Genomic DNA, 17,882 nt, shown 5'->3' with positions numbered 1-17,882 from the left:
AATATGAAAAAAATACTATCCATAGCATCAATAGTAATTGTTATATTTTTAATGGCATGCAATGCCCAGAGATCAACTACTAGAAATGTCAACTCAGCTACTTCAAATACAACGGAAACCATTCCGAATGGTGAAAAGAAAAACATTCTTTTCATAGCAGTAGATGATTTAAAGCCATTATTATCAAATTATGGTGAAACACAAATGCACACACCTAATTTTGACCGTTTGGCGAAAATGGGAATGACATTTACCAATGCTCACGTTCAATATGCAGTGTGTGGTCCTTCACGTGCCAGTGTCATGACAGGAGCTAACCCAGATAGAACAAAAGTTTGGGATTTACATACCGATTTTAGAGAATCTTCAGATTTAATATCAATGCCAGAGTATCTCATTACACAAGGTTACGCAACTACAGCCGTAGGCAAGATATATCATAAAGGCTCATCGGCACCTGGACATGATGGTAAGAGTTGGTCTATGCCACATCAATTACCAGATAATTTTGATCCAGTCGCTGGTGAAGCTGCGTTTTCTTATTATCAAGCTCCTGAGACAAAGCGTCAAATGGCTGCACTAGAAACTGAGGCAAGAGAGAAAGGCATCACTAAGAATGGGAAAATCAGAACCTATGTGTTTAAGCGTTTAAAACCTTCAACCGAAAGTGCAGATGTTAGCGATACAGCTTATCAAGATGGATTATATACTCAAACAGCTTTAAAACAACTTGAAAATTTAGAAAAAACAGGAAAACCTTGGTTTTTGGGCGTTGGATATCAAAAGCCACATTTACCATTTGTAGCGCCGAAAAAATACTGGGATCTGTACGATAGAAATGAAATTGAATTGGCTGAATTCCAAGAATTATCAAAAGGCACACCAAAATTTGCCTTTCATTCTTTTGGAGAATTACGTGCCTTTTCAGATATAGATAATAAATTACGTCAGGGAGATGTTTTACCAGAAGCTAAGCAACGTGAGTTGATCCACGGATATATGGCATGTGTTTCTTATATAGATGCACAAATAGGTAAGCTATTAGATGAATTAGAAAAGCGTAAGATTTTAGACGATACAGTAATTGTACTTTGGGGAGATCATGGTTTTCATTTAGGAGATCATACCGAGTGGTGCAAACATTCAAACTTTGAGCAAGCCACACGTATTCCTTTTATGTTTGCTGGCCCTGGTGTGGAGAAAAATCAAAAATCACATCATCCAGTAAACCTTGTGGATTTATTTCCTACAGTTTTTGAATTGGCTAATGTGCCACAAAGCTCACAAACCGATGGCAAGTCATTAGTGCCACTATTAGATAGTGATTCTTCAACGACAGTTCGTATGGATTATGCTTATCACCAATATAGAAGAGGTCCGCGAATGGGATATGGTATAAGAACCGTACGTTATCGATATACGGAATGGCACGATAGCAATTACAGGAGTTACATGCCTTACAAAGAGGATAATATTGTAGGTAGGGAGCTGTACGATTATGAAAAAGATCCTTTAGAAACAAGAAATTTAATTAAGGATTCAAATTATAAGGATTTGGTAAAAGATTTGAAAGCAAAACTCAAATCGCATTTAACGCAGTAACACTTTTAAAGCGATATTCTATTATCGCTTTTTTTGGCATAATTTCTGAATTAAACTAAACCAAAAAATACATGTCTAATGACATGAAATTATAGACAACAACAATTATTAACACATGAAAAAAATAACGTTTTTATTAGCATTTTGTCTGACAATGGGAGTTTTTGGACAAGACAAACCAAACATCTTAATCATCCATACCGATGATTTAGGTTATCATGATTTAAGCATCACAGGGTCGGAGTTGTACAACACGCCAAATATTGATGCGTTGGCAAACAAATCGGTTAACTTCACCAATGCTTATAGTAGTTATCCACGCTGTACACCTTCGCGTTACGGAATGATTACTGGTACTTATCCAGTCAATGAAAATAAAGGCAACCTAGGAGCCATTCCTGAAGACAAAAACTTTATCAAACAATTTAAAAATGCAGGTTACAATACCTCTTATGTTGGAAAATGGCATTTAGGTAAAGGGCTGAGTACACCAAAAAATTTCGGGTTCGAACATACTTATGCTGCAGGTGAAGCTGGTGGTGTTGGCTCACGTTTTTATCCTTTTAATATCCAAAAAAATGGTAAGCCAGCGAAATATGATGTGCCAGATGTAGTGGAAGATGGTAAAGAAGGGGATTACATTAGCGATATGATGACCTCTGCCACCATAGAGTTTATTAAAAACAACCCAAAAGAGCAACCGTTTTTAGCTGTTTTGGCATATTATTCGGTACATACACCAATTGAAGCAAAACCAGAAGATGAAGCTCGTAACAAGGAGCAGCTAAAATCTATAGATTTTGGAGACACACCAGAGTATATCAATGAAGGTGAAGGACGTCGTAAAATGCGTCAAGATGATGCAGCTTACGCAGGAATGGTTGAGAATGTCGATGAGAATGTTGGTAAATTATTGTACACGCTTAAAGATTTAGGAATCGATCAAAATACCATTATTGTATTTTCTTCAGATCATGGAGGTCTGTCAAACGATGGTCACAAAGGTGAGCGTCATTTAGCTACAACTAACATTCCACTTCGTGCAGGAAAAGGTTGGTTGTACGAAGGGGGTATTCGTGTACCATTATTTGTAAAATGGGACAATCACTTAAAACCTCGTGTAGATGATGATTCTATCGTTTTAGGGATGGATGTATTTCCAACATTACTAGAGTTGGCTGTAAATAAAAAGGTTGAAGGTGTTGACGGACAAAGCTATGCATCAGTTTTAAAAGAAAAAGACAACTGGAAAGACAGAACCGTATTTTGGATTTCAAAAAAAGCAAGACCTCACAGTACTGGAGACAGTAAAATGGCTGTAGTCCGTTCTGGCGATTATAAATTGGTTCAATATCTAGAAACTAAATCCCTCGAACTTTATAATCTAAAGGAAGACATTTCAGAAGAAAATAACCTAGCCGAAAAAGAACCAGTAAAAGTAGAACAAATGCTAGAGTTGTTAAAAGATTGGAAAAAGGAATACCTCGTGCCAGAGCGTTTGAATGTTGGTAAGAAAAACAAAAGGGGCAATAAGGGTCAAGGAAAGAATAAAAAGAAGAACTAAATAAAGAGGAGAATTTAGTTTAATGCTAAAACAATTAAAAATTACAATCTTGTGGGTTTTTGTAACCATATGTGCTTGTGCTCAAAACAAGAAATCAAATTACAAAGACCAATGGCAGTTTCCTGCAAAGGATGCTACCATGTATGTTACCGCAGAACAACAAACAGAGTTATACGCCACCGAATCCGATATGAAATGGTTCAAAGATGCAAAGCTTGGCATCTTTGTACATTGGGGACCAACTTTATTAAAAACTAATGTATTAAGTTGGGGAAGACATGGCGAACGTCCTGGTGCTGGAAAACCTTCAACCAAAGGTGTGGATACTGAAGTTTATGATAATCTCTACAAAAAATTCAACCCCAAAAATTTTGATGCAGACAAATGGATGCAACAAGTTAAAGATTGGGGTGCAGAATATATTGTGTTTACCGCAAAACATCATGACGGATTTGCATTTTTCAATGCAAAAAACACTGATTATGACATTATGAATACACCTTTTGGTCGTGATATTTGTAAGGAGTTGGCAGATGCTGCACACAATGCTGGTGTTAAATTGTTTTGGTATTATTCACAACCCGATTGGACGCATCCAGATAATCTTCGTGAGAACCATTATGAAAATTATCTACCATATATGAAGGAACACATTGAGCAATTGTTTACTGAATATGGTAGAATTGATGGTGTGTTTTGGGATCATTTAGCAACCAAATACTGGCAATGGGATTCCTATCATATTTTAAAAGATATGAAAAAATGGCAACCAGGAATTTTAAGCAATGCTAGAACAGGATTTGGTTGGCCATTAGAGGATAGAGGTGATTACGATACACCAGAGCAAAGTCTCGGCCCAGTGAATCATCATCGCTATTGGGAAGCCTGTTTGACCATGACCGACAAATGGTTGTACAGTCCAAAGGGACCAATAAAACCTTATGAAACGGTTTTAAGTATGCTTATTCAAGTGGCAGGAAATGGTGGTAATTTACTGTTGAATTTAGGTCCAAATGGTAAAGGCGAATTCGTTGAAAAAGAAGCTGAAGAAGCTTTAAAAGTAGGTGAATGGATAAAACAATACGGAAACACCATAAAAAATACGCGTCGTGGAATTTATATTGGTGGCGATTATGGTGCCTCAACACAAGTTGTTAACAAACTTTATATCCACGTATTACAACAATTGGCAACTAATACAGGTGCAACCATTGAATTACCGATGCTTCCTATGGAAATCTTATCTTCGGAAGGTATCACGGCTGGATTCAAAAATCATGAAATAAAAAATGGAAAGTTATTGCTTCATTTTAATAAAGAGGATTTCCACAAAAATCTTGATAACATCGTAGAACTGACTTTAGCTGAAAACCCATCGAATTTTGAAAGTATTGAAACATGGAAAGCTATTCCGGTAACCAAAAAAGAGTTTGATGTCAGCGCTTCGACTTTCGCAAAAGCGAAAAACAAACCAGAATTTATCTATAATACAAAAGGTAATGTATTTAGTGAAGGCATTCACTTAAAATCTTGGTGGGAACCTTCAAAAGAAGATAAAAATCCAAGTTTAACTTTAGGTTTCAAATCTGCTAAAAACATAAAAACCATATTATTAAGTGAGAATATGCGTTCGCATTGTGTACGCGAGTTTTTCATTGAAGCTAAAGATAAAAGTGGTATTTGGAATACCATTTATAAAGGTAAAACCATTGGTGAAGGTTTAAGAATTAAACTTAATGGCGATGCTATTTATGGTATCCGATTAAAACCCACAAAAAAGACGAGAGTGATTCAAATTACAGCTTTTAATGTGTATGAATAAGACAATAATACTCATAGCATATCTAGCGACTTCTTTTCTTGTAAAAGGACAAGAACTGACTAAAAAACCCAATATCGTTTTTATTTTGGCAGACGATTTAGGTATCAATGCCTTAAATTCTAACGGTAATGCTTTGGTAGAATCGCCAAATATAGATAAACTGTTTTTTGAAGGTATGCATTTTACTAATGGTTATTCTAACGATCCTACTTGCGCACCATCGCGAGCGTCTATTTTATCAGGACAATATGTGCCAAGACATAAAGTGTATCGTGTGGCAGATCGTTACAAAACCGATAAAAAAACATTGGAAGCGATGCGCTTTTTACCACCAGAAATCAATAGAGTTAAGGGTTCTGGTGCAGGATTAAATTTAGATAAAATCACCATTGCCGAAGCTTTAAAAACCAGCAATTATACAACTTCAGCATATGGGAAATGGCATTTAGGAAAAAACGATTTACAAATCCAAAATCAAGGATTTGATGAAGGTTATGAAATTACGGGACACTATAATTTCAAAACCTCACCACAACAAGAAGATTTGGATAACACACAATATTCCGCAGATGTGATTACTGATAAAACCATCAATTTTATAAAAAAAGCGTCTTCAGAAAACAAACCTTTCTTCGCTTATGTACCTTATTATTTAGTACATAAACCTTTAGAGCCCAAAGCAGAATATTTGGCATATTTCAAAAATAAATTAAAAAATAATTCCATAGTCGGTAAAGACGAAATTAAGGTTTTAGCCATGATTAAAAGTCTTGATGAAAGTGTTGGTCAATTATTAAAAACTTTAAACGATTTAGGGTTGGAAGACGATACTATTATTGTGTTTACAAGCGATAACGGTCACTACAAAACCGAAAGTAATATCTTCAATCAACCATACAAAGGTGTAAAAGGTCAAACTTTAGAAGGAGGCATTCGAGTACCATATATTTTCAAATGGAAAAATAAGATTAAGGCTGGCTCAAGGTCTAATGAACCTATAATTCATGTTGATATTTATCCAACACTTTTAGGATTGACGAATACCTCAAAACCAAAAGACTATGTTTTGGATGGTGAAGACATTTCACCTGTTTTATTAGGAATAACTTCGGAAACTAAACGCGATGCATTGGTTTGGCAATACACCAACTATGCACGTTGGAACGAAAAAAGACAGGAGTTTGCTTCAAGTTGGGTGAATGTGATACAAATGGATGGTTTTAAAATGACAGAAGATGTGGAAACAAACAACTTTACTTTGTATAATTTGAACAACGACCCTTATGAAACTAAAGAGGTGTCAAACAACTATCCTGCCGAAATAGATAAATTAAAAGCAAGATTGCAACAGTGGAAAACAGAAACTGGCTACGAAAAACCACAACTAAATCCAGACTATATCAAACAATAATATGCACAAGATCTTAAAATCATATCCAATAATCGCATTAGTGCTTTGTAGCTTAATCTTTGGTTGTAAACCAAAACAAGCGACACAACAATCATATTCAGCTTCGGTTTCAGATTCAAATGAGGCAAAACCTAATATTCTCATTATTTATGTAGACGATTTAGGTTTTCACGATTTAAGTATGAATGGTAGCCAGATTTATCAAACACCAAATATTGATGCGTTGGCAAAACAATCGGTTGTGTTTAATAATGCGTATGCCAATTATCCGCGCTGTGTACCATCACGATATGCGATGATGACAGGCAATTACCCAGTGCAAAATGGGGATGTGCCAGATGATGGTTTTGAAATGAATAATGTTCCTGATCAAAAAAACTTTATTAAGAATATTAAAGCTTTAGGTTACCAAACCGCTTACTTTGGGAAATGGCATTTAGGAGATGAACAAAGTTTAAAAGATTTTGGTTACGACTACAGTTTTGCTGCTGGGCATGCAGGTTCGCCAATTAGTTTTCTATATCCTTTTAATGAACTGAAGCGAAATGGGAAGACCAAGAAAAAACCAATTCCAGATGTTGATTCAGTAAGTAAAGAAGGTGATTATTTAATGGACGTGATGACTGATAATGTCGCTAAATACATTAGAAACGCAGACAAAAACAAACCGTTTATGGCGATGTTTTCCTTTTATGCAGTGCATCAACCTTTGGAGGCTAAAGAAAAAGATATTGCTCGAAACAAAACCGAAATCAAAAATTTTGACTTCGGAAATCAACCAGAATATATAAAGGAAGGAACAGGTCGTACTAAAATGCGTCAAGACCATCCTAAGTATGCAGCAATGGTAGAAACGATGGATGAAAATGTTGGAAAGCTATTACAACTGCTCAAGGACTTGAATATTGATGATAACACGATTATCGTGTTTTCATCAGACCATGGAGGATTATCAAACGATGGTACAAAACAACGACAGTTAGCAACATCAAACTATCCGCTACGTGCCGGAAAGGGTTGGTTGTATGATGGTGGTATAAAAGTGCCGTTAATGGTAAAATGGAACGGAAAATTTCAACCAAAAACTGATGATGAATCATTGGTAATGTTGATGGATGTGTTTCCAACGGTTTTAGATATTACAGCTAAAATGGATTTACAAACCAACGGAAAAAGCTTTTTGCCAATTCTTCAAAACAAAGAAAAATGGACAGGTAGAACCGTGTTTTGGCATTCATCTAAAGCAAGACCTGTAAATACTGGAGACACCAGGTCATCTGCTATTAGAAAAGGTAATTATAAACTTATCAATTGGTACCAAGAAGGTAGGACAGAACTTTATGATTTACGAAAAGACCCCTCAGAATTGGATGATATTTCTGGTAAAAACCCAGAATTAGTTCAGCAATTACTGAAAGAACTTAATAATTGGAAAGATAAATTTTAAGATGAACAATATAGTGACTAATTTAATAATATCATTTGTTTTGCTGATTACTATTAATGTAGCTGCCCAAGACTATTACAATGTTCCTTGTAATGATAAAAATATTATTGTTGAAGGGAGTAATTATGTATCAATTGAGGATAATGAATTAGTTGCGCATAGACATAATCAAAAAGTATATGAGAATACAACAAAAGAAAATTTATTTAATCCCCTAAAGGCAAGGACATGTTCTGGGATAACATTAAACTTTAAAACGAAAAGCCCAACGGTAAAAGTAAGATTTAAGATTATTGAAGGTTTGGATAAAGCACCTGTTTTTGGTGTGTTTCAGGATGATGTGTTTGATAAAAACAAACAATTTAAGTACATTCCAAATAACATAGTTACTATAGATATAAGTTCTAAAAAATCAGGTAAACATGTCACGTATTCTATAACATTTCCATTAAAAACCGATGTACATTTTCTAGGTTTAGAGCTCGAAGAGAACCATAATTTAGAACCTTTAAAAAGGGAAACTAGAAAGACCTATGTTGCTTTTGGCGATTCTATTTCACATGGTACTGGGCAACAAACCACTCAGGAAACATTCCCTTTTATTTTAGCAAAAAAGTTGAATTATGAGTTATTTAATACTGCTGTAGGAGGTTCAAAAACATCGGAAGTTATGGCAGAAATGATTCGCGATGATTTTAAGCACATCGATATGATGACTGTTCTCATTGGTACCAACGATTTTAATGGAGAAGGCGTTGGTGTTGAAGCATTAAAAAAACGCTATGAGAACATCTTGAACATCATAAGGGAGACCCATAAGGAGACCAAAATCTATTGTATCGTATCCTTGGCGACAAAATGGAAAACATCTAAAAAAACAAATTTACCAATAGAGCTCTTTATAGCAGCAATAACAGAGATTATAAAAGAAAGACAGCAAAAGGGTGACGACAATATCTACATAATTGAAGGCGATAAATTGACGACGATAGAAGATCTAAAGGATAATGTGCACTTAAGTGTCGCAGGCGCAAAATCGTTTGCAGAGGAATTATCAAAAATTATAGAATAAGATGAAGCACATAACATCATTATATTTCATATGTTTTATTACGTTGGCTTTTGCCCAGAATAAGCCTAAAGGCAAAGACTTAATAAATAAAAACAAGATTGCATTTCTAAATACAAAGGGCAATTTATCAAACATCGAAAAATCTAAAGACGCTGCTGGGAACCTTCAGTTTTTAATTGAAACTAAAGAAGAGCCAAAGTTCATTTACAATTGTGCTACCAGTATTCCTATAATTAAAAAAGGCTATAAAAAAGGAACCGTTTTTTTATTGTCTTTTAAGGCAAAAACCGAAACAGCAAGTTTAGAAACAGGCGAAGCAAAAGCACTTATAATCTTTAAGCAAACGGGAGATTACAAAGGCAATATAGATTATACGCAAAGTTTTTCATCAGAGTGGCAAACCTACTATCTACCTTTTGAAGCAGATAGATACATCAACAAAGACAATTTAGGACTTGTGATGCAATATGGTTACAGACCGCAGTCTTTTTCTATTAAGGATATTAAATTTGAAGTTTTTCCAGAAGGAACTAAACTAGGAGATTTACCCAAAACCGAAATCACTTATGCTGGTATGGAAGCTGATGCACAATGGCGAAAAGATGCCATAGAACGTATTGAATCGATTAGGCAGGGAAAATTCACATTACAGTTCTATAAAGACGGTCAACCTTTAAAAAGCAAATCGTTTAACGTAAAACTAAAAAAACATTTATTCCCTTTTGGAGCACGAATGGCTGCAGAGGATATCGTAAACAATTCTGATGATTACAAAAATTTCAAAAAAGCTTTTAATTGTTTGGTTCTTGGTAATGACCTCAAAATTAAGCATTGGCAAAACAAGAAAAAGCGCGCAATGACATTAAAAGCATTAGATGTTTTAGAGGAAGACGGTTATCCTGTAAAAGGGCATGTATTAATTTGGCCTGGATTTAACTACCTCACGCCAGAAGTAAGACAAAACAAGGACAATCCTGAAAAAGTAACAGAAATAATTAAAAGCCACGTCAATTCTATTTTAGATGCAACCAAAGGAAAACTAACGCATTGGGATGTGGTTAATGAAGCCTATACCAATAGAGATTTACAAAAAACAACAGGAAGTGAAGAGATTCTTTACAACGGATTTAGAACATTGGCAAAAAAACAACCAAAAGTTAGACGTTTTACTAACGAGTATGGCATTATAAGTAAAGGCGGAATTGACACCCAAAAGCAACAATGGTATTACGATTTTATAAAACGTATCGATGAAAATACAGGCGGATTGGTACAAGGCATAGGCATACAAAGCCATATAGGAAGTGATTTAACACCACCAGAACGTGTGCTTGAAATTTTATCGTTCTATGCTACTTTAGGAAAGCAAATTAGTATTTCGGAGTTTACTATGGATGTACAAGACCCAAAAGTGCGCGAACAATACACACGCGATTTTATGATAGCTGCTTTTAGTCATCCAAATGTATCAGAGTTTCTGTTTTGGGGAAATACCGAAGATGGTCGAAAAAAATCAGATATTTTTAATGCCGATAATGAGATTGGTGTTATGGGTAAAGCTTATTTCTCATTAGTCCACGGTGCTTGGAAGACCAGCCTAAACGAAACAACTTCTGAAGACGGAACGGTTTCAGGAATAGGTTTTTTTGGCGAGTACGAATATTCTTTTGTTGAAAATGGCCAGTTGGTCTCAGGAACTTTTCAACTTAAACCAAGGCAATCAAATTTTTATAAGATAGAATTATAATGAATGTTTTTAAACTATTTTTTATTGTAATACTTTTTAGTTCATGCAATTCTAAAGTTGAAAAAAAAGTAGAGGAAATTCAAGAAAAAACACAACCTAATATCCTTTGGGTGGTTTGTGAAGACATCAGTCCTATATTGTCATTTTATGGTGATAATACTGCTAAAACACCCAATTTAGATGCCTTGGCAAAAGAAAGTGTTGTGTATGAAAACGCTTTTGCTGTGGTTGGCGTTTGTGGACCTAGCCGATCATCCATTATTACAGGTATGTATCCTACAAGCATTGGCACCATGCATATGCGAACAGGTTTGGATATTCAATCTTGGGGAAAACGTGAGTACAAAACAGATACCAATCGTTTTGATTTAGAAGGCAATGAGATTATACAATATAGTACAGTCATACCAGAAAATGTAAAATGTTTTACCGAATACCTTCGTAAAGACGGTTATTTTACTTCTAATAACCAAAAGACCGATTATCAATTTGCTGCACCAGTAACAGCTTGGGACCAAAACAACAAACAAGCACATTGGCGAAACCGAAAAGAGGGACAGCCATTTTTTTCTGTATTTAATTTTGATGTTACCCACGAAAGCAAAATCTGGAAAAATGCTGATAAACCTTTAACTGTTGAGCCGTCAACAGTTCCTGTGCCACCATATTATCAAGATACAGAAACCTCTCGAAAAGACATTGCAAGAGTTTACAGTAATATAGAATTGTTAGACAAACAAGTTGGAAAGTTAATCGCAGAACTTAAAGCAGATGGACTTTATGATAAGACTATTATATTTTTCTATAGTGATCATGGTGGACCACTGCCAAGACAAAAGCGTGAGCTTTATGAAAGTGGGTTACACGTACCGTTTATAGTCAAAGGGATTGATGGTAAAATTGGCCGTAGCAGTAATATGGTTTCTTTTGTGGATTTAGCGCCAACGGTATTACATCTTGCTGGTGCGGATATTCCAAAACACATTCAAGGCAAACCGTTTTTAGGGAAAAACATAAAAGAAAAGCGAGAAGCTGCTTTTGGTTCTTCAGATCGTTTTGATGAGTTTACAGACCGTTCCAGAACTGTTTATTTCGAGGAGTTTATCTACATCCAAAATGATTTCCCAAATAAAATGTGGTACAAAGATGTTGGATACAGAAAACAGGTACCAATGATGGCTGAAATGCTTCAACTTCGTGATGTAGGAAAACTGAACAAAACACAATTAGAATGGTTTAGTGATAAACCGAAAGAAGAACTATACAATAGAAAAACCGACCCACATAATCTTGTTAATTTAGCTGAAAACTTTGATTTTAAGAGTCAATTGGAAAAAGGTCGCAACCTACTATCAGACTTCAGAGAAAACCGTTTTGAAGACAGAGCGTTACAGCCTGAAGTAGAAATGATAAAAAGTATGTGGCCTAATTTTGAGCAGCCTAAAACAAATGCAGTTGAAATTGTTATTGACGACGATACTATTTCGTTATCAACTGAAACTAAAGGTGCTTCCATTGCTTATATCATTTCAGATAAAGCCATAAGTAATATCAATTTTGATAGTGGTTGGCAACTATATAGCAAACCTTTTAAGGTTGTAAAAGGGCAATATCTGTATACTATAGCAGAGCGTATTGGTTATAAGGCAAGCGAAATTGCAAATAGCATTATAGATTAACCACTAATTTAATCGCTTTATTTTAAAAGGAAAAGCGCTGTAATCATTACAGCGCTCGTCAAAATTACTAACTTAAATAAATTTTGTTTCCTGTATTAAACTCAACTAGTCCTTTATAATTTTCTTTGAAAGGCTTAAGTTGTTATCCCCTTTTATTTTTAAAATGTAGATTCCAGATTGATGCCCAATATTGATTTGAGTTGTAGTAAGTTTATCATATCTATTTGTAGATACGGTTTGACCAAGAATGTTTATAACATCAACGCTAACATTAGAATATTCTTTGTTAAGCTTTATATTAACTATACCATTGGTAGGATTAGGGTAAATTTTAACTAAGGTTTCCTCGACTGGATTTTCTGTAGATAAAGTTTCTTCATAAGTTCTTCCTATAACTTCAATTTCGGCAAATTTTAATTTAATGTTACTTGTGTGTGACGATTGAATACGCATATAACGACCTACAGCATTTAAGTTGTTTTGAGAGAATTTTAGCGTAGGTATTGAATTCTTTGCATATTCATAATCAGCTTGGGCTTGTGATTCTGCAAATGTTGTTCCTGTAAAAGGTGTATCTGAAATAAATACTGAGAAGTTTTTAAAGTGTGTTGAAGGTGTTTCTAGATTAGAACCATTAATTTCAACCGTATTCCAAATATCAAAATAGTCAATAGTTTTAAGCTCACCAAAATCTAAATCGTAGTAGGGCTCTATTGAATTTTGTGTTTGTGAAAAACTTCCAACAGGCACTAAACCTCTTTGGTAATATTGCGCATTTATACGTCCGTTGTTGTTGCCATCAATGGCTTTTTCAGCTTCTAAAATAATAGTCGCTGTAGCATGCGTACCATCGTCATAACTTAAATCGCTGCGGGTTGTACTTTGTGAAACTGTTGCCAATCGACTTATAAGTTGATTTTTAGGAGCGAGGGCAGCAGCACTTTCTACCTGTGGGTTTGCAAACACGCCTGTACTAGGTGCATTCAAGATTTTTACACGAACAGGAAATGTTGTGTATTCAAAAGTACGTCGGTTAGGTAAACTTTCATTAAGGATGAAGTATAACTGGTCATTATCATTTTCATCTTTATAAACACCATTGTTTTGTAAGTATTCTTCAAACTTCGCATGAGATGCAAATTGATAGATACGTTTAGGATATCCCTCCCTTAAACTACCTTGGGCCAAGGCTTGTTGGATTCCCATCTCATAACTTCCAAAATCGTCGGTAATAACACCATCAACTTCAAAACGCAAGGCATCATCACCAGTTTCAGAATAATCTACTTCTAGGGTTGAATCGTCCAAAATGGTAAACGTTGTTGGTCGAGAGATGATGTCGCTACTGTTTAGTATAATGGTATTATCGGTGTGTTCTGTGTAATTAAAACTTGGGTCAACCGATGGATTGTCAACATCCAATTCATAAAAATTGTTGACGTTACTGGTTTCAAGATTCACAAAAACCCAAGGTGTAAATCCATTGTTTCGGGTTTTTGGGCCTTGAGAATTGTTAAGTACCACTTTAGATACTTTAACGCCATAATTCAAATCGACCAATTTTATATTTTCAAAGGTTTGGTTGTGCGAGTGTTTCCACATATCTATGCCAATAGCGTTGTTTGGGTTGTCGCCAGAAATAAACACGTCCCTGAAACTGTAATCTGCCTGATAGGTTATGGAAAGTCCGGTTTTTATGCCCCAAGCTGTAAACCCATCAAAAATTGAGCGTGTTTCGCTATTAACGCCCATATCGCGCTCAATGGAACGCAGCCCTTGGTTGCAGTCTATAACGGTAGTGTTTTCCATAATGAGTGCTGCTTCAACAGGCATTACGCCATCGTCTTCCTTGCTGTAACCGTTCCTGCTCAATGGGAAATTATCTACGTTATAACCTGGTCTTGTGGTCGCCAAGGCTTGGGCATCCAAACGGTCCAGGTTGTTAATGGAATTGTTCATGTTAATAACACCAACGCCTTGTCTGGCATTTGCAATAACATTATTTCGGCACAAAACGGCACGACCTTTCATAGCTAGGCCTTGACCAGAAAACAAATAATCATCGTGATGCAGCGATGCTGTATAAGGGTCTGTGGTATGACCTTGTTGAACGTTGACCACCAAATTATTGTCCCAAGTCCCTGTTTCGCTTCCGGTCTCTGAAACAATGCCTGCACCTATTACGTTATAGACCACATTTTCCGAAACATTGGCGTGCGAGTCGTGGTGCGTAATGCCCCATCCGGGATTATCCCAAACTACGTTTCCAGTCACTTGCGCCATATTGGAACCAAATGTTGTTCCTAATTTGTGCAAGTGAATAGAATAACGACCTCTAGGATTTGTCATTTCATTTACTGGAATAGCTCTCATTTCAGCAATTTCTTGCCCAAGAGGTGAGATTTTTGAAATAAATACTTTTGGATCTAACCAGTTGTTCCAAACAAAATCGTCTAACAGTTTAGATTTATCGGTTCGCCCCAATCTTAAAAATTGTACGTTTTTTATTTGAACATTAGTATCGTTGTGCATCGCCATAACATGGCCACGTTGGGTTACCACACTTGTATTTGGCGATTTAAAAACGACGTTTCTTGTTAAGTTACCGACGTAGCAATGCAAATCGTCAGCACTTCGACCTAGGTGATTTTTGGATAAGTTGTTTTGTAGGGTAACTGTTGTTCCAGAGATGCTCTGGATTTTTACCTGGTCTTCACCATTGTTGGATGTATTGGCATTACCACCGCTTGTTATGATAATGTCGTCACCTGCTTCCCAACCTGCTGGTATTTCTGAAAGTTGAATGCTGTTTAAGCCTGAAGATGCATCAGCAGATAATTTTACCATGTTGGTTTTTTCCTGCCCAATAATTTCAAGTTGCCCCATCGTTACAAAACCAAGGCTCAACTGTTTTGGGTCCCAACTGTAGCGGCCTAAAACACCTTCATCATCGTTAACTGTTGTACCAGCACTTTCAACTATTTGAAAATCGCCATTTATGGCCTGTTGGTAAGTGTTGTACCTATCGTCACCTTGTCCTGTTCGTATTTTAAAAGTCACCACGCCATTGTCCCTAAAGTGATTTTCAGCTGCGGTTGACCAGATATTGTTTCCTGAGCGGTAGGCCTCGATATCAAAAGGTTCAATATTGAAAATGATCCGTCCATCGCTGTCGCCATCTGCAATGGCTGTAACGAAAGAACCATGCATAGCAAAAAATGTATCGAATTTTATACGTGTGGCTTGGTTGGCATTACCTTGCGTAAAATTGATGTTACCATCGACACGAACGGCAAAAAGATGGTCACCAGAAGTGCCTTCGTAATCTACAGTTATTGCATTTGGAATGTAAACTATTGCTCCTGTAGATGGGACAGTATTGACATTCCAAGTAGAGGCATTAAACCAATCGCCATTTTGCACTGCTGTATGCGTAGCCAGATTGGATGGCAAAGCATTCATCATATCCATTTGGGGATAGGACAAGTAAAAGCTCAAAAAGCAATAGATTGTTGCAAGTCGTAATTTTAATGTCATAATCGAGTAGGTTGCTATGGTTCGAAATTATGTTTTTAACATGTTCTACGGGTCGCATATTTAACTATTAAGGTTTAATAAACGTCTATTAATTTTGAGGTGATGACCATATAAGGGCTTTTCTGACTGTTTTTGTTCTTTAAGCGTTAATTATTAAACCTATTATAATATGACATTATTTAGCTTTGTTGAATCATTCAATTGTTATGATAAAAAAAATTCACATCTTAGCTTTCATTTTAGGTTGCAATCTATTTTTTGCCCAAACAACATATTACGTTGACCAACAAAACGGAAGTGATAGCAATAACGGAACAAGCATAGCAACAGCTTTTGAAACTTTTGATGAAGCTGAAAATCAAGTATCACCAGGCGATACCATAGAAATAGTGGGTGAATACACAAACTCAAGCTATAACCCATCGTATTCTTACAGTGTTGAACACGATTCGCATTTATGGCATGCTGAAAACACAATTAGAATTAACAATTTAAACGGTTCGGCAGGAAATTATATTACCATTAAAGCCCATGATGAGAATACTGTATTAAGAGGTGACGGAGCCAATATTTTTAGGGTAACCAATAGCTCATATTTGAGAATTGAAGACTTTAATATCGAAGGGGAAGTAGAAAGAATCCCATTATCTACAGCGAATGCTCTTCAGTTTGTTTACATAACTGATAATGGCAGTTTACAAGGTACAGTTACAAACCCATTGGCTAGTGACATTAGGTTTAGAAACGAAGATGAAACCAATGACAACGACAATATCGTTGAAGAGACAGATATCTATACGGACATTAGCAATGAAAACGTAAAAAGACCGTCTTACATAGATACACGAGGTTTTTTTATGAGTAATTCAGAACATATTATTATAACTAACAATACCATACACCACACACCTGGCGGTGGTTTAAGGGTGTCAGATAGTAAGTACGTGGATATTCTTGAAAATGAAATTTACAGATGCTCAGTAAAATCCTATTCTGGTACGCATGCTCTGGTGGTTACCAAAACAGAGCCTATTGGGTCTTCGGATTACAGTATCAAGATATTGCGTAATGAAATACACCACAACTATAACGAACAGTATTCTTGGTCGCCAAGTAAAACCATAATTACGCCACGGATTGATGAGGGTAAAGGTATATCCTTGCAAAGAAACAATACTAATGGATGGATAAATGGAAACGGCCGTATTTTAGTAGCCAACAACCTCTGCTATTGGAATGGCTTTAGTGGTGTACATACCAACGATGGTCACAGGATTGATTTTATTAACAATACCTGTTACATGAATTCTTACACCAATACCATTACTTATCCTGAAACAAACCCAACCATTGAGCAAAGAGGCAATAATATTGGTATTAGTGCTCAAAGTAGTAATGATATAAAAATGATAAATAACATATCAGTAATTGATACCGATTGGAACGCTTTTGCGCTATCGGCTGGCGGAACAACAAACTTAACGGTTACTGACAATATGATTTTTGGCATCAACGGAACGGTAAACCAAGATAACGACGTTACCAATGTGGACGAAAACACAACAATAGCCAATCCATTATTTGTAAATGTTGGCGACCATTTACTAGAAACGATTCATAATTTTAATTTACAGTCCAACTCACCAGCCATAGATATAGCCGATGACAATTTTGCACCAAATGATGATTTTAATGGAAATACAAGAGATTCTAATCCAGATTTAGGTGCTTTAGAGTTTGATGCTACATTGTCTAACCAAAAATTTGATTCTGGCCAGATAAAATTATATCCTAATCCTACTAAAAGTGATTTGTTCCTAAGCTTTAATAATTTGAATATTGAAGAAACATTCGAGATTTATAATATTTTAGGAAAACGCCTGAAGGTTATCAATGCAAACACCCAAGGAACATTAAAAATAGATGTTTCCAGTTTGGCCTCAGGGCTTTATATTATTAAAAATAAATCAAGCAGCATCAAGTTTATTAAGGAATAATCAG

Annotated in this window: 10 protein-coding genes; 9 read left to right on the top strand and 1 reads right to left on the bottom strand. The window is 35.8% G+C overall.

Annotated elements, in window-relative coordinates; genetic code table 11:
* Window positions 1–3: 3 nt before the first annotated feature.
* The 8 genes from BWZ20_RS07955 (at window position 4) to BWZ20_RS07920 (ending at window position 12,344) form a co-directional block, all read left to right on the top strand.
* Window positions 4–1,602: a sulfatase gene (locus BWZ20_RS07955; RefSeq protein ID WP_083677186.1), complete on the top strand. Its 1,599-nt coding sequence runs from the start codon at window positions 4–6 to the stop codon at window positions 1,600–1,602.
* A 115-nt stretch (window positions 1,603–1,717) separates the two neighbouring features.
* Window positions 1,718–3,166, top strand: a complete 1,449-nt coding sequence (locus tag BWZ20_RS07950) for a sulfatase (protein ID WP_076618682.1) — start codon at window positions 1,718–1,720, stop codon at window positions 3,164–3,166.
* Between the two features lie 22 nt (window positions 3,167–3,188).
* Window positions 3,189–4,988: an alpha-L-fucosidase gene (locus tag BWZ20_RS07945; RefSeq protein WP_076618680.1), complete on the top strand. Its 1,800-nt coding sequence runs from the start codon at window positions 3,189–3,191 to the stop codon at window positions 4,986–4,988.
* Window positions 4,981–6,399: a sulfatase gene (locus BWZ20_RS07940; RefSeq protein ID WP_076618677.1), complete on the top strand. Its 1,419-nt coding sequence runs from the start codon at window positions 4,981–4,983 to the stop codon at window positions 6,397–6,399. Before BWZ20_RS07945 ends, BWZ20_RS07940 begins: the two co-directional genes overlap by 8 nt.
* A gap of 1 nt (window position 6,400) precedes the next feature.
* Window positions 6,401–7,846: a sulfatase gene (locus BWZ20_RS07935; protein WP_083677184.1), complete on the top strand. Its 1,446-nt coding sequence runs from the start codon at window positions 6,401–6,403 to the stop codon at window positions 7,844–7,846.
* Between the two features lies 1 nt (window position 7,847).
* The gene (locus tag BWZ20_RS07930; RefSeq protein WP_076618669.1) at window positions 7,848–8,918 is read left to right on the top strand and encodes an SGNH/GDSL hydrolase family protein; all 1,071 of its coding nucleotides are present in this window, start codon (window positions 7,848–7,850) and stop codon (window positions 8,916–8,918) included.
* Window position 8,919: 1 nt separating this feature from the next.
* Window positions 8,920–10,665 (top strand): endo-1,4-beta-xylanase, encoded by a 1,746-nt coding sequence (locus tag BWZ20_RS07925; protein ID WP_076618666.1) that lies wholly within the window; start codon window positions 8,920–8,922, stop codon window positions 10,663–10,665.
* Complete coding sequence (locus tag BWZ20_RS07920) at window positions 10,665–12,344, top strand: sulfatase (RefSeq protein ID WP_076618662.1); 1,680 nt, start codon at window positions 10,665–10,667, stop codon at window positions 12,342–12,344. The genes BWZ20_RS07925 and BWZ20_RS07920 overlap by 1 nt, the downstream gene beginning before the upstream one ends.
* 105 nt (window positions 12,345–12,449) lie before the next feature.
* On the opposite strand, the gene BWZ20_RS07915 is transcribed toward BWZ20_RS07920, so the two are convergent.
* Window positions 12,450–15,881, bottom strand: coding sequence for a T9SS type A sorting domain-containing protein (locus tag BWZ20_RS07915; protein WP_083677183.1), 3,432 nt, complete (start codon window positions 15,879–15,881; stop codon window positions 12,450–12,452).
* 206 nt (window positions 15,882–16,087) lie between these two features.
* Here BWZ20_RS07915 and BWZ20_RS07910 point away from each other — a divergent pair, with 206 nt between their 5' ends.
* The gene (locus BWZ20_RS07910; RefSeq protein WP_076618657.1) at window positions 16,088–17,878 is read left to right on the top strand and encodes a T9SS type A sorting domain-containing protein; all 1,791 of its coding nucleotides are present in this window, start codon (window positions 16,088–16,090) and stop codon (window positions 17,876–17,878) included.
* The last annotated feature ends 4 nt before the right edge of the window (window positions 17,879–17,882 follow it).

Origin of the sequence: Winogradskyella sp. J14-2, assembly GCF_001971725.1 — a bacterium.
GTDB lineage: Bacteria > Bacteroidota > Bacteroidia > Flavobacteriales > Flavobacteriaceae > Winogradskyella.
This window is presented reverse-complemented; position numbering and strand designations above follow the sequence as displayed.